Source organism: Paenibacillus sp. NPDC058071, from assembly GCF_042885235.1.
GTDB lineage: Bacteria > Bacillota > Bacilli > Paenibacillales > Paenibacillaceae > Pristimantibacillus.
The window spans coordinates 45,267-71,599 of sequence record NZ_JBHVSK010000022.1 but is presented as its reverse complement, the minus strand read 5'-3'; the positions used below and the strand labels follow the sequence as shown (position 1 = coordinate 71,599).

Genomic DNA, 26,333 nt, shown 5'->3' with positions numbered 1-26,333 from the left:
ATATGAACGCGGGCTGGAAAAAAACGATTTATTGGGTATTTTTCATCGTATTGTTGTTGGAGTTTATTTTTGGCTACTATCTAGCAGCCATCTACGGATTTATGTCGGGCGATGCGTCCAGCCGCGTGGCGAACGCATTTTACGTGTTATACAGCAGGGAGCCCGGCCTAGCCAATATCGGTTTTATTTGGAATCCTCTTCCGAGCTTTATGGAGATGATCGTACTTGTACTATATCCGTTATTTCCGAGCTTGGCTTCCGAAGGTATCGCTGCCGTTATCGTATCGAGCCTCTTCGCCGCGCTGACGGCGGCGATGATCGTGAAGGCGGGTATGCTCTACGGACTGAAACGGTGGCAAAGCGTGATTTTGGCGTTATTGTACGCATTTAATCCTTATATTTTCTATTACGGCGCAAACGGGCTTACCGAAGCGATCTTTATTTATTTCATCAGTATGGCGGTGCTTCAACTGCTCTTATGGGCGCGCGGAGACGAGACAAAGCCGCTAGTGCTCGTTGCGTTTGCACTGGCGCTCGGCTTCTGGACGCGATATGAAACGGTATTTTTCGGAGCGGCCGTAGCGCTTGCGGTGCTGGCGTGGATCATGCGGGAATCGCAAACCCCGTTGAAGGAACGATATCAGAAGCTGGAAGGCTTGTGGGTTGTCGTGTTGACACCGGTTATTTTCTCCGGACTGCTGTGGATCTTCTTCAACTACACGATCATGGGAGACGGGTTCTACTTCCTCACCTCCGATTACGGAAATCTGGGCCAAGCGGAGCTGCTAAAGAGCGATGCCAAGTTTGCTGCTTTGGTTAATAATCCGCTTGCTACGCTTGCTTACGTCGGAGAACGAGTGTGGTATTTTTCCATTCCGCTCGCGATCGTGTTTGTGATTAGGCTGTTCGAACGTCGCGTGTTGAAGTGGGATTTTCTGATCCTCGTTATGCTTACGGCTTCGATTCCGGCGATGCAAGCGCTTCTGTTGATTAGAGGCGGTACAGCAGCCTGGATCCGCTATTACATGTATGTGTTTCCAATCGTCATCGTCTGGCTTCCGTATGAGATAAGCAAGATGAAGTATCGGAAGACGGGGATGACGGCGCTTCTAGCGGGACTTCTGGCCAGTGGGTGGTTTATGTTCGGCATGATGAACAATATGAATATTGCTTCCGATGAATATGAAGCTTTTCGCCATAATAAGCTGTATGCCGAACAGCAAGCGGCAAGAGATGTTGTGGATTATGTGAAAGAGAACCTGCCGGACCGAATGATTCTGACCGACTCGTTCAGCAGCTTTACTATCATTATGGGAAGTGGTCGTCCGAAAAACTTCATCGTCACGAGTGACAGCGACTTTAAGGATTCACTCGATTCGCCGGTGGACAGCATCGCCGATTATGTGCTTCTGCCGAATCCGGAGGTGGATGTATCGCCGAAATATCGTCTGGACACCATCAATCAACAGTATCCGGGACTCTACGCGGACGGTACGGAATGGGCCACGATGGAGAAGGAATTCGGCGGATTTTGGAAACTATATCGAATTCGAAAAGGTGAGTCGGAATGATCAAGTATTCGGTCGTCGTGCCGCTTTATAACGAAGAAGAGGTTTTGCTTGAAACGTATAAGCAATTGACGGCGGTAATGGAGCGGACGGGCCAGTCCTACGAACTCGTATTCGTGAACGACGGCAGCCGGGACCGGACCGAGGAGATTGCCCGGGAGCTGTGCAGACGCGACAGCAGCGTGAGGTTCATCCAGTTTTCCCGCAATTTCGGCCACCAGATCGCGATCAGCGCGGGGATGGACTATTCCCGCGGGCAAGCCGTCATCGTGATCGATGCCGATCTGCAGGACCCGCCAGAAGTGATCTTGGAGATGATCGCGGAATGGAAGAACGGCTACGACGTCGTCTATGGCAAAAGGCTGACCCGCAAAGGCGAGACGTGGTTCAAGAAAGCGACGGCCACCATGTTCTACCGACTGCTGCGCCGGATGACGAGCGTGGAAATTCCCGTCGATACCGGCGATTTTCGCTTAATTGACCGAAAGGTTTGCGACGTGCTTAAAGGGTTGAAGGAGAAAAATCGGTTCGTTCGCGGGCTAGTAAGCTGGGCCGGTTTTAAACAGAAAAGCGTGGAGTACGTTCGCGAGGAACGGTGGGCAGGCGAAACGAAATATCCGCTGAAGAAGATGATCAAGTTCGCGATAGACGGCATCACTTCTTTCTCCTACAAGCCGTTAAAGCTAGCTAGTTATATTGGTATGACGCTCTCAATCGCGAGCTTTCTGTATTTGCTCGTCGTATTGTGCCAGAAGCTGTTCACGGCTACGACGGTCGCAGGCTGGTCGTCCATTCTGGCGGTGTCCTTGCTGTTCAACGGCATTATCCTTATGATATTAGGCGTCATTGGCGAGTACATTGGACGAGTTTACGAGGAGTCTAAGAACCGCCCGCTTTATATTGTCTCCGAGACAATCGGGCAGGCTGAATCCGAAGCGGCTGCTGCATTTGATCGTTCGCCGGTCGGCAGCGGCATTCGGTAGCTCAAAGGCACGGCTACCAGCGAGACGGCGCAATAATAAGTAAAAAAGAAGAAGCTTCTAACCCCGTTACCGAGCGGGTATAGGAGCTTTTTTGCGCTTTTCTAGGCCGGAATTAATCGTAGTTCCATACCAACTGTCCCTTTCTCATTTTTGCTGCGTAAATGATTTGCCCGGTATGGTAGTGAATCTCCCTGAACATCGCCATCATGAGGTTAAGCGCCGTCGTATCATTGCCGACTTGGCTGTAAGTAAGAGGGGGCCGATGGAGAAAGGGCTGAGACAACAGTAATGGAGGGTTGGAGGCGAGATGCTCGAGGTATTGAATGGTTGTATCAAACGCTATTTTGGTCTTCTGGTAAGCTTGCTCTTGGGACATCGCCAATCCCCGCTCAAATTCCTTATCGCGGTCTCTTGCGTCCGGAATATCGAAAAAGATTGTTTCAATGCGCGAGTGCACGGCTCCGCTAATGTGAGCGACCAAGTTCGCAATGCTGTTGCTTTCCGAAGTCGGCGACCAGACGATATCTTCGTCCGACAGCTGATCGATCGCTTGCAGAGTCCATTTTCTCTCCGAGCGGAGCTTGATCAGCATACTATCCAGGAATTCTGTGGTAATATCCATGATAGCACCTCTTTTTCCTTTTTTTGCGTCTATTATAACGTAAGGATGAGAGGTTTTCTCTAAAAATTATGGTCGTTAGAGGCAGATGGGGTGAATACGTGATGAAGAAGTGGATTAAACAAATCGTTGACGTGGCTGCGACATGCGCGATCGGATTTGTTTTGTATGTTGGTTACTTTATTTTTTTCGATAAACCTGCAGCGCCTGCTGAAATTACATCCTTATATCTTAAAATGAGCTATGCATTCGTTGTGCTGTTCATCGTCTTGATAATTCGGGTTTTGTTGAATAAAGGCAAGGAGGGATAGTCTAGTTTCACCGTGCATTGACGGACGCAGAAGCTAGAGGCTTTTAAAAAAACGGAGGAGCCTAGTCATGATGACACCTATGCGTATTCGAGGAAAAGAATTACATGTTGAGGTTTTCGGCGAGCAGCGTTCGCCTGCCGTACTTTTCTTGCATGGAGGGCCGGGTGAGAGTTGCTATGAATTTGTTCGCCATCAAGCAGAGATGCTGGCTGCTCATCTCTTTGTCATCGCCATTGATCAGCGGGGAGTGTGTCGTTCCGAGGCCATTCTAGCTGACGAGCCGTTCGAACTGCAGGATCTTATTGAAGATTGTGAAGATCTAAGGCGGCAGCTTGAGATTAAGTCGTGGTCGGTCATCGGCCATTCGTTTGGCGGTTATTTGGGTTTGATGTATGCCGTCCGCTACCCAGAATCTATTCATAAGATCGTATTTGAGTGCCCTACATTTCACTTTGGATGGACGGCAAAAAGCTTACTGAAAAAGGCCTCGGGCCTATTCGAATCCATAGGCGACTCCGAACGGTCTGAGCAATGCTTACAGCTGGCGGAGGAAAACTTGCCTGCGGAACAACTTTTTAACCGTTATCTCGAGTTGGGCGAGGCGCTGGGGGATAGGAAGGGGCAACTATACTCCAATCGCGAAATAGCTACCGATTATTCATTGTATTCGGACGAGGAGTGGGATGAGTTTGCGGACAGAACGGATACCCACCTTAGACGGCTGCAAGAGGATGGGAAAATGTTCGAGTCTGCCGTTCCGCTTCTGTCCCGGTTAACCGCTCCTTCCCTGCTCATTATAGGAGATCACGACCCTGTCACCTGCGAACATCACGTTCAAGCCTACAGTGGAACGGAGCAGGGCAGAATCGTTATTGTAAAAGACTGCGGCCATACGCCCCATTCGGAGCAGCCTGATATCTTTTGCGATACGATCAGTCGTTTTATTGTTACATAAGACTTTGCCGTCCGATTTCCTTCAACAGCTAAAAAAGCACCCTTGAGGGTTCACTGGTTGATTCCAACCCGTGTCCCTCCCAAGGGTGCTGTGTCGCGTCGCCATCGTGCTGTACCCTGACGCACGGGCGCTGAAGGCGCCAAAACACGCACTGGTGCTTTTCTTTCTCAATAGCAAAAGGAAGTCCGCTTTCCGCTTCCTTCCTGTGGAGCTCATCAACCTGCAATTGCAGGAGCAATACGATAGGAGGAACGTCCGTCGGCATCTGCCGATGCGCCGTTCTCGGCGGTCAAAGCCCAACCGAACGAGAGCACCGAAGACAGCGAAGCCGCTTCCGATTCCGTGAGCGATGCGACAACCGCCTCCGAGCCCGGCTCGAGGAGGAGCGTCGCGTCCTGCTTCAGAGCAGCGAAAATCCAGCTATGAATGCCGCGGATCGTATTGTATTTGATCTGGTAGCCGTTCGTCACGGCATCCTTGAACGTATCGGGCTGCTCCGACGCCAGCGTCTTCAATCCGGCGTAGTCGAATTGGAACTTACTGTCGTCCTTCGGCAGGTCGCCGGCGTTCACGCGTTCAATCAACTGCTCGTTCGTCCAGCCCAGCCCTTTGAGCGATTCTAGTTGCAAGGCATCCCATTGCGAAAGCTTGGTTTTCGATTCATTCGGATGAGTCATATGATTCACTCCCTAATAAAAAATGAATTTATGTAAAAGAGACGTCCCGGGCCAATCAGCGTCAGCCGGGGACGTCTCTTTTTTCATACCGGTCGCTTATTTGCTTGCTTTGTAAGCGTCCAAGAACTCTTTCGCCTTAGCTGCATCGGCCTTCAATTCAAGACCGCTGTTAACAATTGGGCTAAGCGTAGATATCGATTTGAATTTGTTGCCGCCGTAGTAAGTGATAAAGTCTTCTTGGTTCAGAGAGTACAGTACGGCTTTACGAAGATCGGCGCTCTCTGCGACCGGACGGTTCTTCGTATTGAACAGCAAGTACGAAACGGCGTTGCTCGGAAGCGTTTGGAGCGAAAGCTTGGCGTCGCCCTTCACGATATCGAACTTCGTCTCGGAAACAGCGTAATACAGGTGAATTTCGCCGCTGCGGAGTGCGGACAATGTGCTGTCTGCGTCTTTGATGAAGCGGACTTTAATGTTTTTGATTCTAGCTTCATGCTCCGTGCCTTTCATGTAGGCAGGGTTTTTGTAGAAGATGGCTTCGTAATCGTTTTTGGACGACAGGATGTAAGGACCGCTTGTGTACAGCGTGTTGTTGTACGAGCTGCCTTCCGTTACTGTGTTTTGGTCGCCGTAAGGAATATCTTTGTTAGGATCGAACTTCGCCACGTCATACGTGTTGATTTTTTCGACTTGTTTTTTCGATACGATACCCGCCGATTGGTGAGCCAGGTAGTTCAGTACTTGCGGGAACGGTTCCGTCGTCGTCAATTTTACGACTTGGTATTTGCCCGAAGCGTTGTTTGCTTGCGTTTTATCGGATACAAGCTCCGAAATTTTCGAACCCAAGCCTTCTTCAAGAGTAGCTCTTACTGTTTTGTCGCTGCCGGATACTTTAGCGTCAAGCTGGGAAAGATCCGTTACCGCATCAATCGCTTTGATATGCTCGTGCAGTGTGTAAGTACGGTGGTCAGGTACGGAGTTTTTATCCTTCGCACGGTTCAGCGAGAAGATGACGTCGTCCGCGCCTACGCGTTCGCCTGTATCAACGGCCAGCTTGTCCTTGATCTGGGCAAAGTTGATGTCGTCTCTCAGGATGAAGTAGTAGTCGGAGTTGCCTTCCGCAATGGCATGGTTAAGCGACAGTGAACCGACCGACGTTACTTTATCGTCATCCGTCAGGTTAACCAGACGAACGTATTGGTTCGTGTTGATGATGTTGATGGAACCGTCGTTGCCTTTGATTGGGTCAAGCGACGTCAGTGTAGGCATGGTCGATTGAAGCACCAGCGCGTCTTTTTCGCGTTTCGCTTTGTCATTGAAGTCCAGCTCTTCCCAAGGCAGGGAACGGGATTTGGATAGGCGAACGGATTCAGGGTTCAATACTTTTTTGTTAAAAGCTTGCGATTTAAGCGAGCTGTACAGCGGAGCGATGTAAGCTTTGTCGAATACAAGCTTCTCTTCAAACTCTTTGTACGTAGCTGCGTATTCTTCAGGCGTTTGAGTTGCAGCTTTCTCAATGAGCGCATCGATTTCCGAATCAGCCAGGATGCTGTAGTCGCCGCCAGTTTTGAAGAGCGAACGAACGGCATAGTCTGGGTTGCCAGTTACGGTTGTCCAGCTCGACAACGCGATATCGTAGTTGCCTGCATCTTGCTGAGCTTTAAAGCTGCTGTAGTCGGCTTGCACGTTCAGTTTGACGTTGAAGCCGTTCTTGCCCAGCTGGTCGCGGATAATATTGAGATCCGCTTCGTTGGTGCTCATGCCGAGAAGCTCGATGTTTACCGGATTATTGTCGACGACGCCGGTTGGTTTCGGCGATTCGGAAGCTTCGTCTTTAGTCTTCACTGTGCAAGCGCTAAGCATAAGAGATAAGCTGAGCAGCAGCAGTGCTGCGAATTTTCCTTTGTTTTTCATGATGTTCCCCTCCTGGAGTGTTTTTTTATATTAACTCACATTCATTTATCGTCCATTCCTGGTCGAAATAGATGCAGATAGAATATGAATGAGGTTACGAAAGTTGGATGCTGCCGTTTTTGAAAAAAAAGTTAATCCAGCTTCGGATCGAGCGCGTCGCGCAGACCGTCGCCAAGGAAGTTGAACGACAAGACCAGTGCAATAATTGCCAATCCCGGATAGATCGCGGTATAGGCGTGTGTTTCCAGATACGCGCTGCCCAGCTTTAATATATTGCCCCATTCCGGAATATGTGGTTCAACGCCTAATCCAAGGAAGCTCAAGCTGCTTGTCGAGATCACCGCGGTTCCGATGGTAAGCGTCGATTTGACGATCATCGGGGCCAAGGAGTTCGGCACGATATGTTTGAATAAGATCGTCGTATCGCTGGAGCCAAAAGCGCGGGCTGCCTGCACATATTCGAGCGTCGACACCATCATAACGTTCGCCCTCATCGTGCGGGCGTAGGTCGGGATGGCGCCAATGCTAAGCGCAATAATCAGGTTGGTCGTGCTCGCACCGAATGCGGCAATGATGGCGATCGCCAGCAGAACGCCGGGAATCGCGTACAAAATGTCGAGCGCACGCATGATGATGTTATCTGTCTGACGGCCGTAGTAGCCGGATATCGCGCCGAGCGCACCGCCGATTGCGACGGGTATCAGTGTAGACAATAAACCAACGACAAGCGAGATACGCGCTCCAAACACGATTCGCGAGAACAAGTCGCGTCCGAAGTTGTCCGTGCCGAATGGATATTCAAGACTCGGCGGCTGGAATATCGCGCTGTAATTATTGTCGATGGCCAGACCGTAATCGAAGGTCAAATAACTCGTGACGGACACGGTGAGCAAGAACAGAATGAAGAGCAGACCGAGCATCGAAGTGGAGCTTTTGGAAAGCTTGTCTACGATGTCGTTAAGCTTGGAACCGGTTGTGAAGCCTTTGTCCCGAAGCTTTGCGATCAGCAGCAGGCCAAGGAACAAGGCGAACAGGTTGCCGGAAACGGAAGTCACGATCAGTAAGGCGGCGACCAGCCACATCCATGACGGCAGAAGCGTTCCGTTCGCAAACTTAGCGATCAGCAGCAAGGCGATGAGCTGTACCGCTGCCGATATAACTAATAGAAACATGCCGAGCAGAAAACCGTTCGCTACATAAGGCTTGAACACGTTAAGAGCGGATACTGCCAATACAAGTAGTGTCGTCATCAATGAGTAGACAGCTAGCGTATAAGCAGCGGTTTTTTTCTTTTTGATCAGTTGAAAAGCTGCAGCGGCTACAAAAATGTTGGCTGTGAACAAGCTCAGCAGCAGAACGTATCCCAAGCCTCGTGTCGAGGCTCCGATCGCTCCCTTACGGATAAGGTTGCTGCGAATGAGCGCCCATACCGCAAATTGCAGCGCTGCGAATACGAGATAGGCGATGCTGACGGCGAGTACTGCAGGCTTGAAAGCCCCTTCTGCCGCCGAATAACTATTCAATAGGAAGACAAGCGCCAGTCCCAGCGTTACGATTCCTGCGAAGCTGGCTTGTCCATATTCAGAGGCTGATTTCAGCCGAAAATTGATCTCTTGCTTGGTTGTTGCTGGATTCGTCACGGTTGCACCTGCTTTAGTATTGTTTCATCTTGGAACGAATTCGCGGATCGAAGAACGCGTACATCAAATCGACTATAACGTTAACGATCGAGATCGTAATGGCTGTATAAACGACGCCTCCCATAATGCTCGGGATGTCCGGTATAAATTGTTTGTCTACGATATAACTGCCGATACCGCTAATGTTGAATACTTTCTCCGTAACGGCCGCTCCTCCGAGCATAGTGCCGAATTGAAGGCCGATGACCGTAATGATCGGAATAAGCGCGTTGCCTACGGCATGGTTCCACAGCACGCTTCTGCGCTTGAGTCCTTTTGCGCGTGCTGTTATGATATAGTCCTCATGAATGACTTCGAGCGTTGAAGACCTCGTCATCCGGGCAACAGCAGCGGTTAGCGCCGTGCCAAGCACGATGATCGGCATGATCGCGGACAGCCAATTGTTCGGGTTATAAGTCGCCGGGAGCCAGGACCATTTGATCGAGAAATTAAGGATGAAAATTAGACCTTGCCAAAAGTTCGGAATCGATAATCCGAGCAGTGCGATAAACATAAATGTATAGTCCAAAAACGAGTTCGGCCGCGTCGCCGAAATAATGCCAATCGGCAGCGCGATCAATACGGCGATTATCGTAGAAATGGCCGTCAGCGTCAGCGTAACTGGGAATTTGTTCGCGATGGACACCGACACGTTCTCGTTGCCGGAGAAGGAACGTCCCAGATCGAACGTGAAAATGCCTTTAATCGTATTCCACAGCTGCGTCAGATAAGGCTGATCCAAGCCGTACAGATGGTTGAAGGCGGCGATTTGTTCATTCGTTGCCGTCTCGCCAAGAATGTTGGCCGCAGGACTCATAGGCGAAATGTACAAAATGGTAAAAACCAAGAAGGAGACGCCTAAAATAACGAACAGCGCCATAAATAACCGTTCTGCCACGTACTTCGCATAAGGGTTGGAATATACCGCCATGAGCGCGTACATCGGCAATCCTAGCACCCAAGAAACGGCGAAAAAGAGTGGATGGCCGAGCAGTTGGTGAAACGTATCGGTGAACGTCAGGATCTTACTAGAACTTCCTTCCGACGATTGATTCTGAAGGCGTTCTTGAACGAGAGCCTCGAATTTCGCCGATGCCAGCCGTTCCGCTTCGCGGTTTACTTGCTCCGCTGAAACCGTCTGGCCGAAGAAAGCGTGCTTGCGTTTCAGTTGGTCCTTCGCTTCCTCAAGCAGCCGTTCTTTAGCGCCTGAGGCGATCAAGCTGGCTTTCAATTGTTCCGCTTGCTTGCTGGAGCCGTCTTTTGTTTTGCGATATTGGTGAACCCCGTACGTAATCAACGTAATTGGTGCTCCTAAAATCAGCAGAAGCAGCCGATAGGCGGGGTTGATATACATCTTGTGATAGAGGGAGGCAATACGATCAATGAAGCCGTATCCCGTTGCAGTAGCATCGCCAGTCAATCTATTCCGCTCCTTTAAAATTGCATAATCCCGATAGATATAGTATATTTTATTAATGAGGCACCTAAAAGTCAACCTCGATTATATTTTCTATTATTTATAGCCGCATCGGAATTTATGAGTACAAGCAATAATTTAGAGGTAGAAATTCTTATTTTGCGATAAAAATATGCTTATCGTGTAAAAATGAACGTAAGCGATAAAATATAGATAAAAAAGGTGACATCATGGATTCATTACTACAAGTGAAACAGCTATCGGTTTCCTTCTTCACTAGAGACAAGGAAGTAGAGGCTGTCCGTAACGTTAGCTTCGAGGTTCGCAAGGGCGAGACGCTCGGTATCGTCGGCGAATCCGGCAGCGGCAAGAGCGTAACGGCGCGCACGATTATGCGTTTATTGCCGTCTCCTCCTTCGATGGTGAAGGGCGGGGAGGTATTGTTCCAAGGCAGCAATTTGGCTGACAAGAGTGATGCGGAAATGGAAGCCATTCGCGGCAAGGAGATCGGGATGATTTTTCAGGACCCGATGTCTTCGCTTAATCCGACGATGCGGATCGGCAGGCAGATCGAAGAGAGTCTGATCAAGCACCGCAAGATGAGCAAGTCGGAGGCGCGCATCGAGGCGATTAACATGCTGAAAATGGTCGGTATTCCGAACGCAGAGACGCGTTATTCGCAATATCCGCATGAGTTCTCCGGCGGGATGCGCCAGCGTGTCATGATTGCTATTGCGCTGGCATGCCGTCCGTCGCTGCTGATTGCGGACGAGCCTACGACTGCGCTGGACGTGACGATTCAAGCACAGATTTTGAACCAGATGAAAGTGCTTCAGAAGGAGCTTGGCACTTCTATTATACTCATCACGCATGATCTGGGCGTTGTGGCGGGCATGTGCGACCGTGTCGTCGTCATGAAGGACGGGGAGATTGTAGAGACGGGAACGACGGAAGAGCTGTTCGCGAATCCGCAGCATCCGTATACGATCAAGCTCTTGAACGCTTTGCCTCGTCTTGACGAGAAGAAGAAGCCGAAGCCGGCGCCGCTTGTGAAGCGGGTCGAGGATGATGTGCCGCTGCTGCAGGTAAAGTCGCTTAGACAGCATTTTGACTTGGGCAAGGGGCAAATCCTCAAGGCTGTTAACAACATCAGCTTTGATATTCATGCTGGGGAAACGCTGGGCGTCGTTGGCGAATCCGGCAGCGGCAAATCAACGACAGGCCGCTCGATCCTCCGTCTGAATGAAGTAACGGGCGGGGAAATACTGTACCGCGGCATTCCGCTTCAGCAGTTGAACCGCAGCGAGATGAAGCGGATGCGCCGCCATATGGGCATGATCTTCCAGGACCCGTACGCTTCGCTGAATCCGAGACTGCGCATTGCAGACATTATCGGCGAAGCGCTGGATGTCCACGGCATGTCCTCCGGCAAAGCGGTGCGCCAGAAGCGAATCGAGGAGCTGCTCGACATGGTCGGGCTGAATCCGTCCCACGCGATGCGTTATCCGCACGAGTTCTCGGGCGGGCAGCGGCAGCGGATCGGGATTGCGCGTACGCTCGCCGTCGAGCCGGACTTTATCGTCTGCGACGAGCCGTTGTCGGCATTGGACGTGTCTATCCAAGCACAGGTCGTGAAGCTGCTTGAGGAGCTGCAGCAGCGGCTTGGCCTGACGTATCTGTTCATTGCCCATGACCTGTCCATGGTGAAGCATATCAGCGATCGCGTAGCGGTTATGTATAAGGGCAAGATTGTGGAGCTGGCGGAGAGCGAGGAGTTGTACTCCAATCCGCTCCATGATTATACGAAGACGCTGCTGGCAGCCATTCCGGTACCTGATCCGAAGGTCGAATCCCGCAAGGAGCTCATCGTGAACACCGAAGCGTCGAAGGCCGATCCATACGGACTGGAGCATTCCAGCTTCATCGAAGTATCGAAAGGGCATTGGGTAGCGGTAGCTGGGGCTTAACGAGGATAAGTAAAAGAAAAAGAACCGTACAATTGTGAATTGTATCCCGGTTGTTAGACAACGAGCTAACGATCGGGATGCAGTGGATTGTACGGTTCTTTTTGTTATGTATGGTTTGATTTCAAGAACTGGATTAACTTCGAATTGACCACATCCGGCCTCTCCAAATTCATCATATGCCCAGCGCCCGAGATCATCTCTACCTTCAGATCGAGACCAGCTAAGCCTGTGGCCCGCTCGAACGCAGAGGGAGCGTCGCTGATTACTTCCTGATCGCCAAGCAGAAGCAAGACGGGCATTGTGAGCCTGTGAAGCTCTTCGTCACTGAATACACTGGGCGCAACTCGCAAGGATAACGATCCGTACTTGAAAGCGGCATGAAACTGCTGAGCCAGCAACGGATTCAGTCGATGGCGGGACAGCCATCGGAGGAACAGGCCAACATTCCATTTGACCGGCAGGGCCGCCATCAGAATGATGCGGTTAATGAAGGCTTTATGCAATGGTACGAAGGAGGCTGCTGGACTTAGCAGAAACAGCTTCTTCACGCGTTGCGGTGCACGGCTTGCATAGTTAATCGCCTGAAAGGCCCCATAGGATATGCCGCCTAGCGTGAAGCTTTCCACTTGCAGCGCTGCCAGCGTTTCCTCCAGCCATTGCGCGCATTGCTCCAGATTGGCGGGGAGATTGCTCGGCCTGCTGTTATTCAAATCACCGATGAAATCAAGGGCATAAACGCGATGTTTTGCGGACAGCGTCGCGATGTTAGGCTGCCAGACCGTAGAGCTAAACCCCATTGCATGCAGCAATACCAATGGTTCCCCATCCTCAGGGCCGCAGGCAACCACATGGGTATCGCCAAAGCTAGTCGGCACATGGAAGGTGGAGTGCGGAATATCCCATTGAGCAAGGCTTTTAGCGTAATGTTCTTTGTATCGGGATTCCTTCTTTAAACTTTTAAAATGTAGCGGGTTTTCAGAAACGGTGGCGGCCTGCGGCATCACATAATCCCTCCTCGCGGTAATAGGAAGCTTCCGACTGACAGGATGGTGGTTATCGATAGACTCTAAGAGGCCTTGCGCAGCTTTAATCTGTCCTTGGCTATATTAGCTGTGAGGATGAGTTTAAGGGCAGCTACGCCTTGCGGCAATTGATTCGAAATAGTAGCTTTGGGCAAAATTAAGGCGCGATTGCTTCCGACATAGATGCAGATTAAAGCTTTTGACTCTGTAATCTTAAAAATCTCTTTCCAATTAATATGGCTGGTTCCGGAATCGGATACTACAGAAATGCCGGCATCGGAAAATGTGTACGACTGATTATATTGGAGCATGACATCGGATTGATAAATCCGATTCGATCGAAAAACGATAAAAAGATACATGAGAACAGTGATGAGCGCGCCTACACCTGCCCCGCCTAATGCAGCAACCGTAATGGTTAATCCATCTAATGGAACGCTATTGGCCAACACGACTACTGCAAATAAAAGCCAATAGACGAAGAAGCTAATAACGAGTGATTTCTTTTGATGCTGCAAATTGAGATTTAGAATGTCTTTAGGGGTAAGGCGGATATCGAATGAAACCTTGTGGCTGTCAGTCATGCTGTGGTTCCTCCTGTATGTAGAAATATTCTTAGGCACGAGATTTAGATTTAATTACATTTCTAGTCAACCAAATAATAAAATAAAAAGCAAAAAACAAAAATAAGAAAAAGAGTACTCCATAAAGAAAGATAGCTGCTTTAGGATAGTTTTCGAATAATCCATGGTAAACGAAGAAATAGGAGCTTTCATACGAAAACTGCTCTTCTTTAGGTGCTAATAAATTTGTGATCAAACGGTAATTAAATAAAACTATGATTCCCTCTACGACCAGTGCAAGTAATAGCGATTTGATAGCATTGCTTTTTGGAAGATTAATAATGTCAGCCCCTTGTTCCATTGAAAATATGCGGGCAAAGAAACGGCACCTTCATTAGTTAAGATGGTGTCGAACAATAAGGTGCAGTTTAATTGGTGGAAGTTTGCCGTAGGAATAGGGCTTTAAAGGCGAACACTATCGTTTCTCCAGAGTCTCGGGCGGGAGAACTTTATTTTAAAATCAGTTTCATGCCTTCATGGCTTGCTGTAAATCCAAGACGCTCATAAAAACGGTGCGCGTCCCCGCGGTGCTTGTCCGTTGTCAGCTGCACAAGCCCGCATTCGGCAGTCTTGGCAAGAGCAATCGCTTCTTGAAACAGTGCTTCCCCTACACCTTTTCCCCGATAGCTGCGGTCGACCCGTACGCCCTCGATTTGCGCTCTTTTCATTCCGAGCCTAGCTAGCCCAGGTATGATCATCAGTTGAAGACAGCCGATTACGGCGTCGTTCTCGATGGCGAGAACAATGTAATTGCCGTTCTGTGCCTCCATCTCGGCAAAGGCTTCGCGGTATTCAACAGGCAGTGGATCTTCAAAACGCTCACGCTGCGAACCAAGCTCATCATCAGCTAGCAAGCGTACGATAGCAGGCAAATCGGATTGTTGGGCTTTTCTGAAATGCATGGTTATTCACTCCTTGATGCTGACATGAATCATTGTTAAGTAAAGTATATCATGAAGGGTTATTCAGCAGCTTGGAGCGTGAACGTGCGACAGCGATTATTCATTTGCAGCGGAATTATACAGTTGTTTCATCGTAATAAAAGCTTGCTGCCTTGTAAATTTAGCGCTCGAACTGAAGTAATTGTTCGCTGTGGTGCCCAGAACAGACTGATTATTTGTGCTGTCAACGCTGCCGGTTACAGCTCTTTTTGATTTCTATTAATTTTCTTTATATATCTATAATCTTTGAAGAGACCGTATAAAAATAAAATGATTAATGCCAATACTGCAAAGGCAAAGCTTAGCACTGCTAACCATAATATTGCTCCACCTAATATAATCAAACATAAAAACAATCCAGTATACAGATTCACAAAAACGATAGGATAATTTAAGCATAACAAAAAAGTGAGTTTACGTATAAAGATGAGGATAAGCACAGTGTAGCTAATTATAATCGGGTAACATATGAAAAAGTACCCAAAAGCTTCATTACCCTCCGGTATCTCATTCTCGCTTAAAAATCCATGATTTTCGGCGTATGGAACCACTACATAAAATAAATAAACGGAAACGAGTAAGGACACGAGTAATGCTATTATATTTAATTTGTTTGATTTTAAAATTGCCAAAAGATCATGGCCCCCTGTTTACTTTATCTACCCGTAAAGATTTATAAGTGAAACATACAATTAGTAGTGGGTAAAATTCCAGTTACTACAAGAAAAATATATCATGGCCCCGTACTTTTTGTATAGGTAACGTGAGTATCTCGTGTAAACATGCCGATAAACATAAAGAGACTACAACTCAGTGTAGTGCTTAATCATCTAAGTATGGCATGCTCGATACGATTCGAATGTACGACCTGAAGCAAACGTGTAACGGAGAGTCTGTACAAGGATAAGGCGGAGATCACTTAATAGGAGGAAATACATGATTAAAAAATATATTGGGTTGCTATTTATTATGTTGACTTTAGTAGGTTGTACTTCCAAAAACGATATCTTAGAGAATGTCAGCCAGGAAATTAAAAATTACGGAATTAGTGCAGAAGTTCCTCAAGTAGATGATTTGGCGGTTAATTTTGTTTACGTCCTTCCATCTCCAACGGCAACTGGGGATGTTAATACTGTAGTGATTTCTTATACGGAGAGAAAAGGGGAATTATTAAAACCAAATTCAAATCAAAATGAGAGTAAGAAAAAAGTTTTATATGGCCCATTCGAAGGGGACAGCATTTTTAATCTATCAATTAGCAATGTTGAGAACTCGCTTGATAACGCTTCTTCTACTACTGTCGCAGACTTAAAAATGGAGTATACGGTTACAAACGATCGTTTGATTTTATTAGCAAATCAAAATCATATGTCCTATATGATTGAAGGTCAAATAACAAGTAAGTACACCGAAGAAAGCTACTTTGATGTGATGGCTGGAATTGTTCATTCGGTACATGTGAATACCAGATAGCTTTCCGGCGTAAGGAGTACAGTAAGCGATTCGTATCGGTGCTTTTTGTTGTCGAAATGAAGAATGGGATCCTGACAATTGCCTCCCATTCTTCTCCCTATGCCGTATATCATTCCCCGTTAGCCCAGTCTCTAAAAAGCATATTCCTTCTCGTTATTTTCCATATCAAGGTATCTAATTCTGTTAGAGTCCTTCCAGTCACCCCAATTTATAATGCTGTCAACTTCCACGCGGAATAATTCTTTATATGGAACATTCATCGGATTAGAAAAATCATAGAATACAAGCTCATAAGGATATGCCCAATAGCAGCCATCAACCACTATTATTTTTTTTTGTGGGAAATACATTATTTCCGCCCAACAGAATCCCCGCCCATTATAAGCCTCTTCGGGAACATAATGTTTAGTTTCTTTATTCGATAAATTAACAATTGAGTATCCCTGATAATCGAGTCCACACAACAGATACTCTATGCCATTTACCTCCACCCAACTGAATAGGAACGGGTCAAAGTTTCTATATATTATATCGATGGTATTATTGTTACTATCCATAACAATCCCTTTTGAATAATTGTATCTCCTAATACCTTCTTCATGATTATAGTGCTGGACTTCAAGTTTGAAATTCCCCGACGGTGAATGGATAATTTCTGTTTCGTTGGTGTTGTAAAACGTATCTTGAAAATAATGCATCATTTCGGTTCTTTTACTAAGAAACTGAGCATCTTCAACAATATTTCTCAAATTCGATCACCTCCAATAAGTATTACAACTTGTTATTGTGTTGAAATGGCCGCTAGCGAAACGGGCTTTCGAGTTGTTCTACTCAAATGAACTCATCAAGTGTAACCACATATTCAATTTTGTGAAGTGACTCGTTTAATTGGCGCCGAAAGTGTTTGATAGCGTCTATTAATGTATCAGTATAGATGTAATCATCTGATTCAAAGTTCTGCCAGATAGAGTATGTTTTCCAGTTGTCGTTTCCTAGGTACAGAAGGTCAATGATGATCACAACATTTTATATCCAGTACAATATTGAACATTCCTTCCTGCCTGTTACTTCGACAAACCCAAAAGGAGCCGCAATTGCTCCTATGTCTATGTTCCTGAGAGTCCAACCACTGACTACTTGCCTACGCTAATATCATGTCGCATCCCTTTGCTTGCCAACCATTCGACAAGTATATTCTGAATCCTGAGTCGATCATCCAAAGGAATGATTTCAATTCTTTGCTTATTCATATAGTAACGCTTGTTTATGTGTTCAGTCTCTCCAAAAACGAGAACATCAAAATCTTTTACTGCTGGCATCTCGCCGTAAATGATTACAATTGACTTACCTTCCACAAAATATATGTTTACACCGCGACCATGACTGCGCCAATGAAACCCTGAAATATTGGGATAGATGCTATCCTTCTGAATTGCCTCAAAACCACGGTCTTCCACCGAGAATCCTCCATTCCATGATGCTAACGCCGCGCTATCTTTCCTCGTTAGTTGAACGAAATCCAAAGGATTATTTATTCGTAAGTTTTAGCTGCATATAAAATATCAGCAAAAACCTTCCACGTTGGTTGTTCTGGAATGGTCTGATTAGTGTTTGAATAGTAACCATCCATATCGTATATCCAGCCTTGCATTGCTTCAAGGTATCTGTCTAAAGTTGGGTTTTGCCAGTCTTCCCCATTTGTAACTAAGTCCTTCCTAAGAGCAGTAAGAAACCGCAGCAAATCATCTTTTGACCGTATTTCATTTATCGTTTCATGTAGATGCATTATAAACCTCCCTGACAGATTCGCCTTAACGCCTATATTCTCGAATGTGACCAAGCTATCCTGCCCGCCGATATTTAAGCGGCGCTTAGAATCGAAAACAAGCGATGGAGCAGCTCCATCTCTAGATTACATTCGACAATGGTAGCAATCTTCCTTTCAAAGAAAAGAGTCCGCGAATACTCACGGACTCTCTGTATGTTTTCGTCCAACTACAATACGTTTTCCTTTACGTCCTTCTGTGCTTTTTACAGTTGCCATCTTCATGTCCTCCTAAGATGTCTGCGGAGGAAGCTGTTCTGTGTACTTGGGCGGGAGGGGCAACAGTCTCGCAAGGTTTGGAGCAACAGTCTGCCCGTTATTGAGGGGTGAACTGTGAGTCCTAATTGTCCTAAGAAAAAACAAAAAACCTTGCAATAACAAGGTTTACGAAGAAATGGCGCGCCCGATACGATTCGAACGTACGACCTGCAGTTTAGGAAACTGTCGCTCTATCCTGCTGAGCTACGGGCGCGCAGCAAAAATTATTATAGCATGGACTGTTTTGTCCATGCAACGCCTCCCGGGGCAATCCTCACTCCGCAATCCACTGAACCACCAACGCTACACCCTTAGCCCCCGCAAACAAAAACTTACTTCTCACAAGCAATCATATCCTTATCGCGATCCAGCTTTTTGTTGGCGTCGTACAGCGCCTGGGACACATGCGGCTTATACTTCGTTTTGCTGCCTTTATTTGTCGCTTTGGCCGTACGGGCAACTCCGCCCTTGTAAACTTTGTTCAGCTCTGTGCAGTTTTTATACCGCTTTGTCTCATCGTCCTTCTTCGCAGCTTCCGCCACAGGGAAGGTCAAGCCCGCCGCCAAGCAAACGGCGATGAATCCCATCATTACCTTCTTCATATGCATTAAGACGCACCATCCTCTCCTCCTGACAGTATAAAGCCCTCCCAATAAAATGAAAAGAAGGGAGGGCTTCTCTACGCCAGTATTCAATGATCCGCTCTGCAAAATGTTTAAAGCACCTGCTCCAAAAACTTAATCGCGCGCGGGCTTTGCGGCTGTATGAAAAAACGCTCCGGCGCAGCCTTTTCCACCAGTCTGCCGTCGTCCATAAAATAGATCGTATCCGCCGCTTCGCGGGCGAATTTCATCTCATGGGTGACGATCATCATCGTCATGCCGGTATGCGCGAGGTCGCGAATGACGGCAAGCACTTCCTTTACCATCTCCGGGTCAAGCGCGGACGTCGGCTCATCGAAGAGCATAATATCCGGCTCCATTGCCATGCTCCGAGCAATAGCCACGCGCTGCTTTTGTCCGCCGGACAGCCGCCCTGGATACGCGTCCGCTTTATCCGCCAGACCAACCCGGGAGAGTAGAGCCTGCGCTTGCATGCGTGCCTCGACGGAAGGAATTCCTTTCACGCGCATCGGAGCAAACGTAATGTTATCGATGACCGTCATATGCGGAAACAGGTGAAAATGCTGAAACACCATTCCGATCCGCTGCCGGATCTTCGTAATGTCGGTACGGTCGTCGGTTAAGCTTACGCTGTCGATGAGTATCGTACCAGAGCTGGGCTGCTCCAGCAGATTGAGGCAGCGGAGAAACGTCGATTTGCCAGAGCCGGACGGCCCGATGAGCGCTACGACCTCGCCTTGCTCCACCGTCGTTGTAATCCCCTTTAGCACCTGATGCTTGCCAAACGATTTGGTCAGTTCCTTTACCTCAATCACCGCGTCTCAGCCTCCTTTCCAACAGTCTGGCGAGCGAGGTCAGAATAAGCACCAGCACATAATAAATGGCTCCCGCGAACAGGAGCGCTTCGAAAGCGCGGAATTCGGTCGACTGGATGACGTTCGCTCTCCGCATGAGATCCTGCACGCCAATAACGGAGACGAGCGATGACTCCTTCAGCAAAGCGACGCATTCATTCACCAGCGCCGGCAGGATTGTTCGCAGCGCCTGCGGCATGATGATGCTGATCATCATCGTCCGATAAGGAATGCCAAGCGCCATCGCGGCTTCTCGCTGTCCCTTGTCCACGGCCATGATGCCGGCGCGGATAGTCTCGGACAAATAGGCCGCCGAGTTCAGGCCAAAGGCAAGTCCCGCCGCAAGCAGCGGCGAGATATCGTAATGCAGCAGCTGAGGCGTAGCAAAATAAATCAGAAACAGCTGCAGCAGCAGCGGTGTTCCGCGAAAGACGGAGGTATAAGCGGTGGCGAAGCCTTTTAGCAAAACAACATCCGATATTTTGAACAGGGAGAGCACCGTGCCGAGCAGAAACCCGAACAAGGCCGACACGAGCGTGAACAACAGCGTGACATAAATGCCCCGCAGCATATACCCCACATAATCGTTGAGGATGCTAAAATCGAGAAACTTCGCTTCGGTTGCCGCCGAGCCGCCGTTGCGCTCGAACCATTTGGCCGACATGGAGTCGAGCAAACCGCTATCTTTCATCTCTGCGAGTACCCGGTTAAACTCGTCCAAATGCGGCGATTGCTTCGGAAAAGCGATGGCGTAACCAACATCCTGCTCGGACACCGGCAGGAAGGAAAGCTGGAGATCCGGATTGGTGTCGGCATAACCGAGCGCTACCGCATCCTCGACGATAGCCGCGTCGATCCGGTTGGACGCCAGCTCCTGCACCAGATCCGAAATATTGTTCAACGCAAGCAGTTGGACATCGGTCAAGCCTTTAGCCAGCGTTTCCTGAACCGAGCCGAGCTGAACGCCGACTTTTTTGCCGGTTAGTTCCTCAGCGGTCTCGATCGGCTTGCTCTTCTTGGACATGATCGTATTCCGGGCGACGTAATATTCTTCGGAAAAGTCGATGCTTCGCTTTCGTTCCTCGGTTGCGGACATGCCCGACATGACAAAATCGACTCGGCCTGTCTGAAGCGCGGCGATCAGCCCGTTAAAGTCCATGCTGGCGATCTCCAGCTTATAGCCAAGCTGTTCCGCTATGTGCTTCGCGATGTCGACATCGAGACCGATGATTTGACCGTTGTTCTTGGCGTCGATCGATTCATAAGGGGGGTAGTCCGGCGAGGTGCCCATCACAATCGTCTTAGCTTCGCTTGGCGCAGCGGGAAGCGGCTGTGGAAAAACAGCCAATGCGCACAGTGCACATAACCCGACAATCGCGCCCGGAAGCAGCCGATTCCAAACTTTTTGTAAACGTGTCGACAGGCGCATGACGTCCTCATTCCTTCTAGGCGTTTAGTAAGGGTACAGCTTTAACATACCCAGAAAGGAATGGTTTCATCTGGCAGCAAAACGAAGAAAATGGTTATTTGGAACTAGATGAAAATGGAAGTTTGCTTAGAGAATGTCGAATAATGCCTGAAAATTGTATAGACGCGTCGACATGTTTTTACAAACAGTTGGAAGGAGAAGGCGTATAATAAAGGAAATTACCACATGAGTGCTATTATAAGGAGCGTGCCCCCAAGCGAGCTATGGACAAAACGAATCTGCTTAATCAATTGCAATCGCTGCGGCTCAAGCTTCATGAGATTGCCGAGGCACGAGGCAGTTTAACAGACCCCGACGTCCTAGCGATCAGCGAGGAGGCGGACCAACTCATCGTAGCGCTGCAACAGCTGCAACGAGAAGAAGCCGCCGGAACTACGCTGCGCAAGTTTGAAGGGTGATCTAGACAATATTTACTGCCATTTCGGTCAAGGCTTATTTTTGTTACGTAATTTGCGGAAGAACTCGGTCAGCAACGAAGCGCACTCGGGACGCAATATCCCGCTGGTTAGTTCCGTTTCGTGGTTAAACCGCGGTTCCTGCAACAAATTCATTAACGTGCCGGCGCAGCCGGCTTTAGGATCCTCCGTTCCATATACGACGCGCTTGACCCTGGATTGAACGATGGCACCCGCGCACATCGGACAAGGCTCAAGCGTGACGTATAGCGTGCAATCGAGCAGCCGCCAAGCGCCTAGATGTTCGCATGCCTCGCGGATTGCCACCATTTCCGCATGAGCGGTAGGATCATGCTTCGTTTCACGCAAATTATATCCTCTTCCGATAATCTCGCCGTTTTTTACGACGACGGCCCCAATCGGGACTTCGCCGATTAGCTCGGCTTTCCGAGCCTCTTCAATTGCTTGTTGCATCCAAGCCTGATCTTCTTCTTCTCTTTTCATGATAGATAGAGCACCTCCGTTAATAAAGACGAACAAATACGGTTTATTCAACGAACAAGTATTCCGTTGTTAACATGTGGTGGATAAATCTGTGGATAACTACGTTGTTGTCCACAAAAATACACACATGTTATCCCGTGACTTGTGAATGACTTGTTGATAATGTGGATAGTTTGTGGACGAGATCGATGCGCAGCAAAGGATGTGCCGGCCCTTGTCATTTAAAACCAAGTTTTCTCTACTCATGACGCTTATTATCACGTTTGGATTTATAACTATCGTTATTGTGGACGAATACAGGACGAATCGCAACATTCGCGAGCAAACTTGCGCCGAAATGGAGAAAGTTTCGGTGATGCTGCTGGAATCGTTGTCGGATCAGCGGTTTTACAACAAGGTCGGAGGCGGCCCGGATGCAGATTTCATCAACAAAGAAATCGGGCTTTTTATGAGTACGCATCCAAGTATGTTGGAAATATCGATTTTTCAAATGGAGCCTCGAAATGCAGTAGAGGAATTTTTGCCGGCACATCGCTTGCGGTTCGGCACTTACGTCTATCGCAACCTGGAGAACGATCTTGCGTTGTTGACGGAAGTGGTCCGGAAAGACACGTTCAAGACGATGAGGTTCGATAAAGACGATCAGTCTATTGTCAGAAGCTATTACGGCAATAAGGAAAGCGGTTTTGTCGTCAGTGTCGTCAACAATAAGCATGATCAGAACCAAGTTATATATCAGAAACGGATTCAGGCGCTGCAATATGCGGTTTTTATATATGCCTTCGTTATGGCGTGCAGTTACGTGCTGGCGGGCCTGCTTCTCCGTCCGCTCAATCAAATTTTATGGAAAGTGAAAGAAATATCGCTTGGCCGCCTCGATTCGGTCATTGAGGTGAAACGGAACGACGAATTTGGTCTGCTCGCTCACAAAATCAATGCCATGTCGCAAAATTTGACGATTTACATGGGCAAGCTGAGGAAAGCGTTCGAGGACAATCGGGCGATGAAGGAGTATTTGCAATCGTTTATCGATCATACGAGCGACGCGATTCATGTGATTGACTTGGAAGGCAAGATCATTCAGGTCAACAAAGCGTTCGAGCAGTTATACGGTTATACCGAGGAAGAGGCGCTCGGCGACGATTTGCCGCTTATTCCCGAATCGAACAGCATGGAGATGAAGCTCATTCTCGATTCGCTGCATTCTGGCAAAGTACTGCCCGCTCAAGAAACGGTCAGAGTGACGAAAAGCGGCGAGACGATTCCGGTCAGCGTCACCGTATCGCCGATCCGTGATACCGACGGCGAGATTCAGGCATTCGCGAGCATTACCAGAGACATGCGCTCCCGCAATAAAATGGAGGAGCTGCTCCGGCATTCCGAGAAGCTGACGATGGTCGGACAGCTGGCAGCCGGAGTGGCCCATGAAATCCGCAACCCGCTGACGACGTTAAGAGGATTTTTGCAGCTTCAGCAGCAGAGTCAAAAGCTGAATGTGACGCATACGGCGCTAATGCTGTCGGAATTGGAACGGATCAACCTCATCGTTGGCGAATTTCTTATTCTAGCCAAGCCGCAGGCGACGCGGTTCACGGTCAAGGATGTTCGCTTCGTGCTGAAGGACGTGCTGTCTCTGCTCGACAGCGAGGCGCATATGTATAATGTTGTCTTCCGCACGTTGTTTACGGAGTCACCCTGTCCAATCTCGTGCGAAGAAAACCAGCTGAAGCAAGTATTCATTAATTTGCTTAAAAACGGAATTGAAGCAATGCCGAACGGCGGGCGCATTCATTGTTATATTGGAATCAAACTGGATCGCATTACAATCTCCATTACGGACGAAGGGATCGGTATCCCGGAAGAAATGATTCCGAAAATCGGCAGTCCGTTTTTCACCGGCAAGGAAAGCGGCACGGGCCTTGGTATGATGATTAGCCAGCGGATTATTCACAGTCATCACGGCTTGATGGAAATTCAAAGTCAAGTCAATGTCGGAACGACGATTACGATCACGCTCCCCGCTTTGAATGTGAATGGAAATGAAGGTATACTGGAAAAAAAGGATCAAACGGGTTGAACGGAGGGCATCGTGTAACGATGTGTTCTGATTTATATCTGGCAGGCGGGAGAATTTAATGGAGAAGAAGGACGCGGTGGAGAAAGCAAGCCAAACGTATAGCTGCTTGGTGGCGGGAGCGACCGGATTGATTGGTTCGGCTCTTGTCCGGCAGCTGCTTGAGGACCCTTCTTGCCGCTCGATTATTGCGGTGACAAGAAGGCCTCTTGATTACGTTGGCGGCGGCGGGTCCAACATGGGCAACGACAAGCTGCGCGTCGTAACGGCTGACTTTGACTTGCTGCCGCAGGCGCTGGAGGAGATTGAAGCGGTAGACGTCATCTTCTGCGCGCTCGGAACGACGATCAAGGCAGCGGGATCGCAAGAGGCGTTTCGCAAAGTGGATTATGATTATCCATTAGCGCTCGCTGAGTGGGCCGAGCAGAGGGACGTCCCGCATTATCTTGTTGTGACGTCTATGGGCTCCTCGACTACCTCGCCTTTCTTTTACAGTCGGGTGAAGGGAGAGCTACAAGATAAGCTTCGTCGTTACTCGTTCCAAACCATTCATTTCTTCCAGCCGTCGCTGCTGCTAGGCGATCGTCCGTCGGTACGAGTAGGCGAATCGATAGGAACGGTTGTGTCGAAGGCATTGACTTGGGCGATGGTCGGGCCGCTGCGGCGCTTCCGGCCGATTGCAGGCGAGAACGTGGCTCATGCGATGAGAGCGGTTGCGAGGGGCGTCGCCTATGCGCCTGCGCAGGCGTCGGAAGCGGGCGGAAGTACGCCAGAGGTTATCATTCATCGCTCGGACAGTATTGCGGAAATAGCGAAAAGGGTCACACAGACAACGGGGTGAACGGTTGTGCGGATTAATAAATTTATAAGCGAGACGGGCTATTGCTCGCGGCGCGAAGCGGACAAGCTGGTCGACAGCGGCCGGGTGACGATTAACGGCGAGAAGGCGCAGCTGGGCAGTCAGGCCGAGCAGGGCGACGACGTTCGTATCGACGGCAAACGGATTGGCGTACAGAGGCAGCATGTCTATATTGCTTTAAACAAACCGGTAGGCATTACTAGTACAACAGAGCTGCATGTAAAAGGGAACATCGTCGATTACGTCGGCCATGCGGAACGAATCTTTCCAATTGGACGTCTGGACAAAGATTCGGAAGGGCTCATTCTCCTGACGAATGACGGTGATGTTGTCAATCCGATTTTGCGCTCTGAGGGCAAGCATGAGAAGGAATATATTGTGACGGTGGATCGGCCGGCGACAGACCTGTTCTTGAAGGGAATGTCGGAGGGCGTGAGAATTTTGGGGAGCATGACGCTGCCTTGCAAGGTTACCCGGATGGGCGACCGAATGTTTCGGATTATATTGACGGAAGGCAAGAACCGGCAAATCCGCCGGATGTGCCAAGCGTTCGGCTACGAAGTCCGTAAGCTGAAGCGCATTCGGATTATGAATATCCACTTGGGTGATCTGCAGACGGGCAAGTGGCGGGATTTGACGGCCGAGGAAAAGCGGGAGCTGTTCACGGAGCTTGATTACGTGCCTTCTGAACCGAAATGAAGTACGTTATGCGTACATAAAGAAGCGCCTCCGACTTTGGGCCGGAGGCGTTTTTAAATTATAGAGTAAGCTTCGATGATATATTGCCGCGGGATAAGCTCCGCCAAGGCGAGACTAACTTCATTCTGGAAGTTACTAGTCTCGGAATTTGCCCCAATAACTGCAAAATGGCAGTTATTCCTCGCATATAAGCCTGTGCAACCCGAAATACCTGCATTTTGGCAGTTACTGGCTCCGTCTCACGCTGGTTGAGTCGGTATTTGCCCCAATAACTGCAAAACGGCAGTTATTCCTCGCATATAAGCCTGTGCAACCCGAAATAACTGCATTTTGGCAGTTACTGGCTCCGTCTCACGCTGGTTGAGTCGGCATTTGCCCCAATAACTGCAAAACGGCAGTTATTCCTCGCATATAAGCCTATGCAACCCGAAATACCTGCATTTTGGCAGTTACTGGCTCCGTCTCACGCTGGTTGAGTCGGTATTTTACCCAATAACTGCAAAACGGCAGTTAAGGATCAACGCAAAGAAGCGTCTACGTTGACCATGTCCGCCATCGGGCAGCCGGCCGTTTGCCTTTCGGAGAGCGCTGGCACCTCGTCGTC

At 48.7% G+C, this 26,333-nt stretch carries 28 protein-coding genes and 1 tRNA gene; 10 read left to right on the top strand and 19 right to left on the bottom strand.

Annotated features, from left to right (window positions below; genetic code table 11):
• Positions 1-2 precede the first annotated feature (2 nt).
• Together ACFVTB_RS25080 and ACFVTB_RS25075 are read left to right on the top strand one after the other, a co-directional pair.
• Complete coding sequence (locus tag ACFVTB_RS25080) at positions 3-1,571, top strand: glycosyltransferase family 39 protein (protein ID WP_387755613.1); 1,569 nt, start codon at positions 3-5, stop codon at positions 1,569-1,571.
• Positions 1,568-2,551: a glycosyltransferase family 2 protein gene (locus ACFVTB_RS25075; protein WP_387755610.1), complete on the top strand. Its 984-nt coding sequence runs from the start codon at positions 1,568-1,570 to the stop codon at positions 2,549-2,551. The genes ACFVTB_RS25080 and ACFVTB_RS25075 overlap by 4 nt, the downstream gene beginning before the upstream one ends.
• A 112-nt stretch (positions 2,552-2,663) precedes the next feature.
• Here the strand turns inward: ACFVTB_RS25075 and ACFVTB_RS25070 are convergent, their stop codons facing one another.
• A complete protein-coding gene (locus ACFVTB_RS25070) occupies positions 2,664-3,173 on the bottom strand; it encodes a DinB family protein (RefSeq protein WP_387755607.1) in 510 nt (169 codons plus the stop codon).
• A 101-nt stretch (positions 3,174-3,274) separates the two neighbouring features.
• Between ACFVTB_RS25070 and ACFVTB_RS25065 the strand changes: the two genes are divergently transcribed.
• Both ACFVTB_RS25065 and ACFVTB_RS25060 read left to right on the top strand, forming a co-directional pair.
• Positions 3,275-3,481: a hypothetical protein gene (locus ACFVTB_RS25065; protein WP_387755604.1), complete on the top strand. Its 207-nt coding sequence runs from the start codon at positions 3,275-3,277 to the stop codon at positions 3,479-3,481.
• 67 nt (positions 3,482-3,548) lie between these two features.
• Entirely contained in the window at positions 3,549-4,436 is an 888-nt protein-coding gene (locus ACFVTB_RS25060) for an alpha/beta fold hydrolase (RefSeq protein WP_387755602.1), read from the top strand.
• Between the two features lie 215 nt (positions 4,437-4,651).
• Here the strand turns inward: ACFVTB_RS25060 and ACFVTB_RS25055 are convergent, their stop codons facing one another.
• The 4 genes from ACFVTB_RS25055 to ACFVTB_RS25040 all read right to left on the bottom strand — a co-directional run bounded on the left by ACFVTB_RS25055 (position 4,652) and on the right by ACFVTB_RS25040 (position 10,126).
• A complete protein-coding gene (locus ACFVTB_RS25055; RefSeq protein WP_387755599.1) occupies positions 4,652-5,113 on the bottom strand; it encodes a hypothetical protein in 462 nt (153 codons plus the stop codon).
• A 96-nt stretch (positions 5,114-5,209) separates the two neighbouring features.
• Positions 5,210-7,027, bottom strand: a complete 1,818-nt coding sequence (locus ACFVTB_RS25050) for an ABC transporter substrate-binding protein (protein WP_387755596.1) — start codon at positions 7,025-7,027, stop codon at positions 5,210-5,212.
• 131 nt (positions 7,028-7,158) lie between these two features.
• Positions 7,159-8,667, bottom strand: coding sequence for an ABC transporter permease (locus ACFVTB_RS25045; protein WP_387755593.1), 1,509 nt, complete (start codon positions 8,665-8,667; stop codon positions 7,159-7,161).
• A gap of 13 nt (positions 8,668-8,680) precedes the next feature.
• The gene (locus tag ACFVTB_RS25040) at positions 8,681-10,126 is read right to left on the bottom strand and encodes an ABC transporter permease (RefSeq protein ID WP_387755590.1); all 1,446 of its coding nucleotides are present in this window, start codon (positions 10,124-10,126) and stop codon (positions 8,681-8,683) included.
• Between the two features lie 227 nt (positions 10,127-10,353).
• On the opposite strand from ACFVTB_RS25040, the gene ACFVTB_RS25035 reads away from it, so the two are divergent.
• Positions 10,354-12,090: an ABC transporter ATP-binding protein gene (locus ACFVTB_RS25035; RefSeq protein ID WP_387755588.1), complete on the top strand. Its 1,737-nt coding sequence runs from the start codon at positions 10,354-10,356 to the stop codon at positions 12,088-12,090.
• Positions 12,091-12,194: 104 nt separating this feature from the next.
• Here the strand turns inward: ACFVTB_RS25035 and ACFVTB_RS25030 are convergent, their stop codons facing one another.
• From ACFVTB_RS25030 to ACFVTB_RS25010, 5 genes are all read right to left on the bottom strand, one after another.
• Positions 12,195-13,091, bottom strand: coding sequence for an alpha/beta fold hydrolase (locus tag ACFVTB_RS25030; RefSeq protein WP_387755585.1), 897 nt, complete (start codon positions 13,089-13,091; stop codon positions 12,195-12,197).
• Between the two features lie 65 nt (positions 13,092-13,156).
• Entirely contained in the window at positions 13,157-13,696 is a 540-nt protein-coding gene (locus ACFVTB_RS25025; protein WP_387755582.1) for a YcxB family protein, read from the bottom strand.
• 31 nt (positions 13,697-13,727) lie between these two features.
• The gene (locus ACFVTB_RS25020) at positions 13,728-14,036 is read right to left on the bottom strand and encodes a hypothetical protein (protein ID WP_387755579.1); all 309 of its coding nucleotides are present in this window, start codon (positions 14,034-14,036) and stop codon (positions 13,728-13,730) included.
• A 148-nt stretch (positions 14,037-14,184) separates the two neighbouring features.
• Entirely contained in the window at positions 14,185-14,637 is a 453-nt protein-coding gene (locus ACFVTB_RS25015; protein WP_387755576.1) for a GNAT family N-acetyltransferase, read from the bottom strand.
• A 236-nt stretch (positions 14,638-14,873) separates the two neighbouring features.
• The gene (locus ACFVTB_RS25010) at positions 14,874-15,308 is read right to left on the bottom strand and encodes a hypothetical protein (RefSeq protein WP_387755574.1); all 435 of its coding nucleotides are present in this window, start codon (positions 15,306-15,308) and stop codon (positions 14,874-14,876) included.
• Positions 15,309-15,612: 304 nt separating this feature from the next.
• On the opposite strand from ACFVTB_RS25010, the gene ACFVTB_RS25005 reads away from it, so the two are divergent.
• Complete coding sequence (locus tag ACFVTB_RS25005) at positions 15,613-16,149, top strand: hypothetical protein (protein WP_387755572.1); 537 nt, start codon at positions 15,613-15,615, stop codon at positions 16,147-16,149.
• A gap of 131 nt (positions 16,150-16,280) precedes the next feature.
• Here ACFVTB_RS25005 and ACFVTB_RS25000 read toward each other — a convergent pair whose 3' ends face one another.
• The 8 genes from ACFVTB_RS25000 to ACFVTB_RS24970 form a co-directional block, all read right to left on the bottom strand.
• Positions 16,281-16,898, bottom strand: coding sequence for a hypothetical protein (locus tag ACFVTB_RS25000; RefSeq protein ID WP_387755571.1), 618 nt, complete (start codon positions 16,896-16,898; stop codon positions 16,281-16,283).
• An 82-nt stretch (positions 16,899-16,980) separates the two neighbouring features.
• Positions 16,981-17,169: a DUF7878 domain-containing protein gene (locus tag ACFVTB_RS27640; protein ID WP_483875123.1), complete on the bottom strand. Its 189-nt coding sequence runs from the start codon at positions 17,167-17,169 to the stop codon at positions 16,981-16,983.
• A 113-nt stretch (positions 17,170-17,282) separates the two neighbouring features.
• Entirely contained in the window at positions 17,283-17,606 is a 324-nt protein-coding gene (locus tag ACFVTB_RS24995; RefSeq protein ID WP_387755568.1) for a hypothetical protein, read from the bottom strand.
• 74 nt (positions 17,607-17,680) lie between these two features.
• Positions 17,681-17,935 carry a DUF7660 family protein gene (locus ACFVTB_RS24990; RefSeq protein WP_387755565.1) on the bottom strand — a complete coding sequence of 85 codons (255 nt, stop codon included), beginning with the start codon at positions 17,933-17,935 and terminating at the stop codon, positions 17,681-17,683.
• A 434-nt stretch (positions 17,936-18,369) separates the two neighbouring features.
• Positions 18,370-18,446: transfer RNA gene (locus tag ACFVTB_RS24985), tRNA-Arg, on the bottom strand.
• 118 nt (positions 18,447-18,564) lie between these two features.
• Positions 18,565-18,834, bottom strand: a complete 270-nt coding sequence (locus ACFVTB_RS24980; protein WP_387755685.1) for an excalibur calcium-binding domain-containing protein — start codon at positions 18,832-18,834, stop codon at positions 18,565-18,567.
• Between the two features lie 113 nt (positions 18,835-18,947).
• Positions 18,948-19,670 (bottom strand): amino acid ABC transporter ATP-binding protein, encoded by a 723-nt coding sequence (locus ACFVTB_RS24975; RefSeq protein ID WP_387755563.1) that lies wholly within the window; start codon positions 19,668-19,670, stop codon positions 18,948-18,950.
• Positions 19,663-21,138, bottom strand: coding sequence for an ABC transporter substrate-binding protein/permease (locus tag ACFVTB_RS24970; RefSeq protein ID WP_387755561.1), 1,476 nt, complete (start codon positions 21,136-21,138; stop codon positions 19,663-19,665). The genes ACFVTB_RS24975 and ACFVTB_RS24970 overlap by 8 nt, the downstream gene beginning before the upstream one ends.
• 263 nt (positions 21,139-21,401) lie before the next feature.
• Here ACFVTB_RS24970 and ACFVTB_RS24965 point away from each other — a divergent pair, with 263 nt between their 5' ends.
• Positions 21,402-21,596, top strand: a complete 195-nt coding sequence (locus ACFVTB_RS24965; protein ID WP_387755559.1) for a Spo0E family sporulation regulatory protein-aspartic acid phosphatase — start codon at positions 21,402-21,404, stop codon at positions 21,594-21,596.
• A gap of 27 nt (positions 21,597-21,623) precedes the next feature.
• Here ACFVTB_RS24965 and tadA read toward each other — a convergent pair whose 3' ends face one another.
• Positions 21,624-22,097: a tRNA adenosine(34) deaminase TadA gene (gene tadA / locus ACFVTB_RS24960; protein ID WP_387755557.1), complete on the bottom strand. Its 474-nt coding sequence runs from the start codon at positions 22,095-22,097 to the stop codon at positions 21,624-21,626.
• A gap of 214 nt (positions 22,098-22,311) precedes the next feature.
• Between tadA and ACFVTB_RS24955 the strand changes: the two genes are divergently transcribed.
• From ACFVTB_RS24955 to rluF, 3 genes are read left to right on the top strand one after another with little or no spacing between them, the layout of a single operon-like run.
• Entirely contained in the window at positions 22,312-24,174 is a 1,863-nt protein-coding gene (locus ACFVTB_RS24955) for a PAS domain S-box protein (protein WP_387755554.1), read from the top strand.
• A gap of 58 nt (positions 24,175-24,232) precedes the next feature.
• Complete coding sequence (locus ACFVTB_RS24950; protein WP_387755552.1) at positions 24,233-25,012, top strand: NAD(P)H-binding protein; 780 nt, start codon at positions 24,233-24,235, stop codon at positions 25,010-25,012.
• 6 nt (positions 25,013-25,018) lie between these two features.
• Complete coding sequence (gene rluF / locus ACFVTB_RS24945) at positions 25,019-25,729, top strand: 23S rRNA pseudouridine(2604) synthase RluF (RefSeq protein WP_387755550.1); 711 nt, start codon at positions 25,019-25,021, stop codon at positions 25,727-25,729.
• Positions 25,730-26,333 lie beyond the last annotated feature (604 nt).

Bases quoted from the DNA above. Each gene is read 5' to 3' on its own strand.
- ACFVTB_RS25080 (WP_387755613.1), top strand. From the start codon at position 3: ATGAACGCGGGCTGGAAAAAAACGATTTATTGGGTATTTTTCATCGTA.
- ACFVTB_RS25075 (WP_387755610.1), top strand. From the start codon at position 1,568: ATGATCAAGTATTCGGTCGTCGTGCCGCTTTATAACGAAGAAGAGGTT.
- ACFVTB_RS25070 (WP_387755607.1), bottom strand. From the start codon at position 3,173: ATGGATATTACCACAGAATTCCTGGATAGTATGCTGATCAAGCTCCGC.
- ACFVTB_RS25065 (WP_387755604.1), top strand. From the start codon at position 3,275: ATGAAGAAGTGGATTAAACAAATCGTTGACGTGGCTGCGACATGCGCG.
- ACFVTB_RS25060 (WP_387755602.1), top strand. From the start codon at position 3,549: ATGATGACACCTATGCGTATTCGAGGAAAAGAATTACATGTTGAGGTT.
- ACFVTB_RS25055 (WP_387755599.1), bottom strand. From the start codon at position 5,113: ATGACTCATCCGAATGAATCGAAAACCAAGCTTTCGCAATGGGATGCC.
- ACFVTB_RS25050 (WP_387755596.1), bottom strand. From the start codon at position 7,027: ATGAAAAACAAAGGAAAATTCGCAGCACTGCTGCTGCTCAGCTTATCT.
- ACFVTB_RS25035 (WP_387755588.1), top strand. From the start codon at position 10,354: ATGGATTCATTACTACAAGTGAAACAGCTATCGGTTTCCTTCTTCACT.
- ACFVTB_RS25030 (WP_387755585.1), bottom strand. From the start codon at position 13,091: ATGCCGCAGGCCGCCACCGTTTCTGAAAACCCGCTACATTTTAAAAGT.
- ACFVTB_RS25025 (WP_387755582.1), bottom strand. From the start codon at position 13,696: ATGACTGACAGCCACAAGGTTTCATTCGATATCCGCCTTACCCCTAAA.
- ACFVTB_RS25020 (WP_387755579.1), bottom strand. From the start codon at position 14,036: ATGGAACAAGGGGCTGACATTATTAATCTTCCAAAAAGCAATGCTATC.
- ACFVTB_RS25015 (WP_387755576.1), bottom strand. From the start codon at position 14,637: ATGCATTTCAGAAAAGCCCAACAATCCGATTTGCCTGCTATCGTACGC.
- ACFVTB_RS25005 (WP_387755572.1), top strand. From the start codon at position 15,613: ATGATTAAAAAATATATTGGGTTGCTATTTATTATGTTGACTTTAGTA.
- ACFVTB_RS24990 (WP_387755565.1), bottom strand. From the start codon at position 17,935: ATGCATCTACATGAAACGATAAATGAAATACGGTCAAAAGATGATTTG.
- ACFVTB_RS24980 (WP_387755685.1), bottom strand. From the start codon at position 18,834: ATGAAGAAGGTAATGATGGGATTCATCGCCGTTTGCTTGGCGGCGGGC.
- ACFVTB_RS24970 (WP_387755561.1), bottom strand. From the start codon at position 21,138: ATGCGCCTGTCGACACGTTTACAAAAAGTTTGGAATCGGCTGCTTCCG.
- ACFVTB_RS24965 (WP_387755559.1), top strand. From the start codon at position 21,402: ATGGACAAAACGAATCTGCTTAATCAATTGCAATCGCTGCGGCTCAAG.
- tadA (WP_387755557.1), bottom strand. From the start codon at position 22,097: ATGAAAAGAGAAGAAGAAGATCAGGCTTGGATGCAACAAGCAATTGAA.
- ACFVTB_RS24950 (WP_387755552.1), top strand. From the start codon at position 24,233: ATGGAGAAGAAGGACGCGGTGGAGAAAGCAAGCCAAACGTATAGCTGC.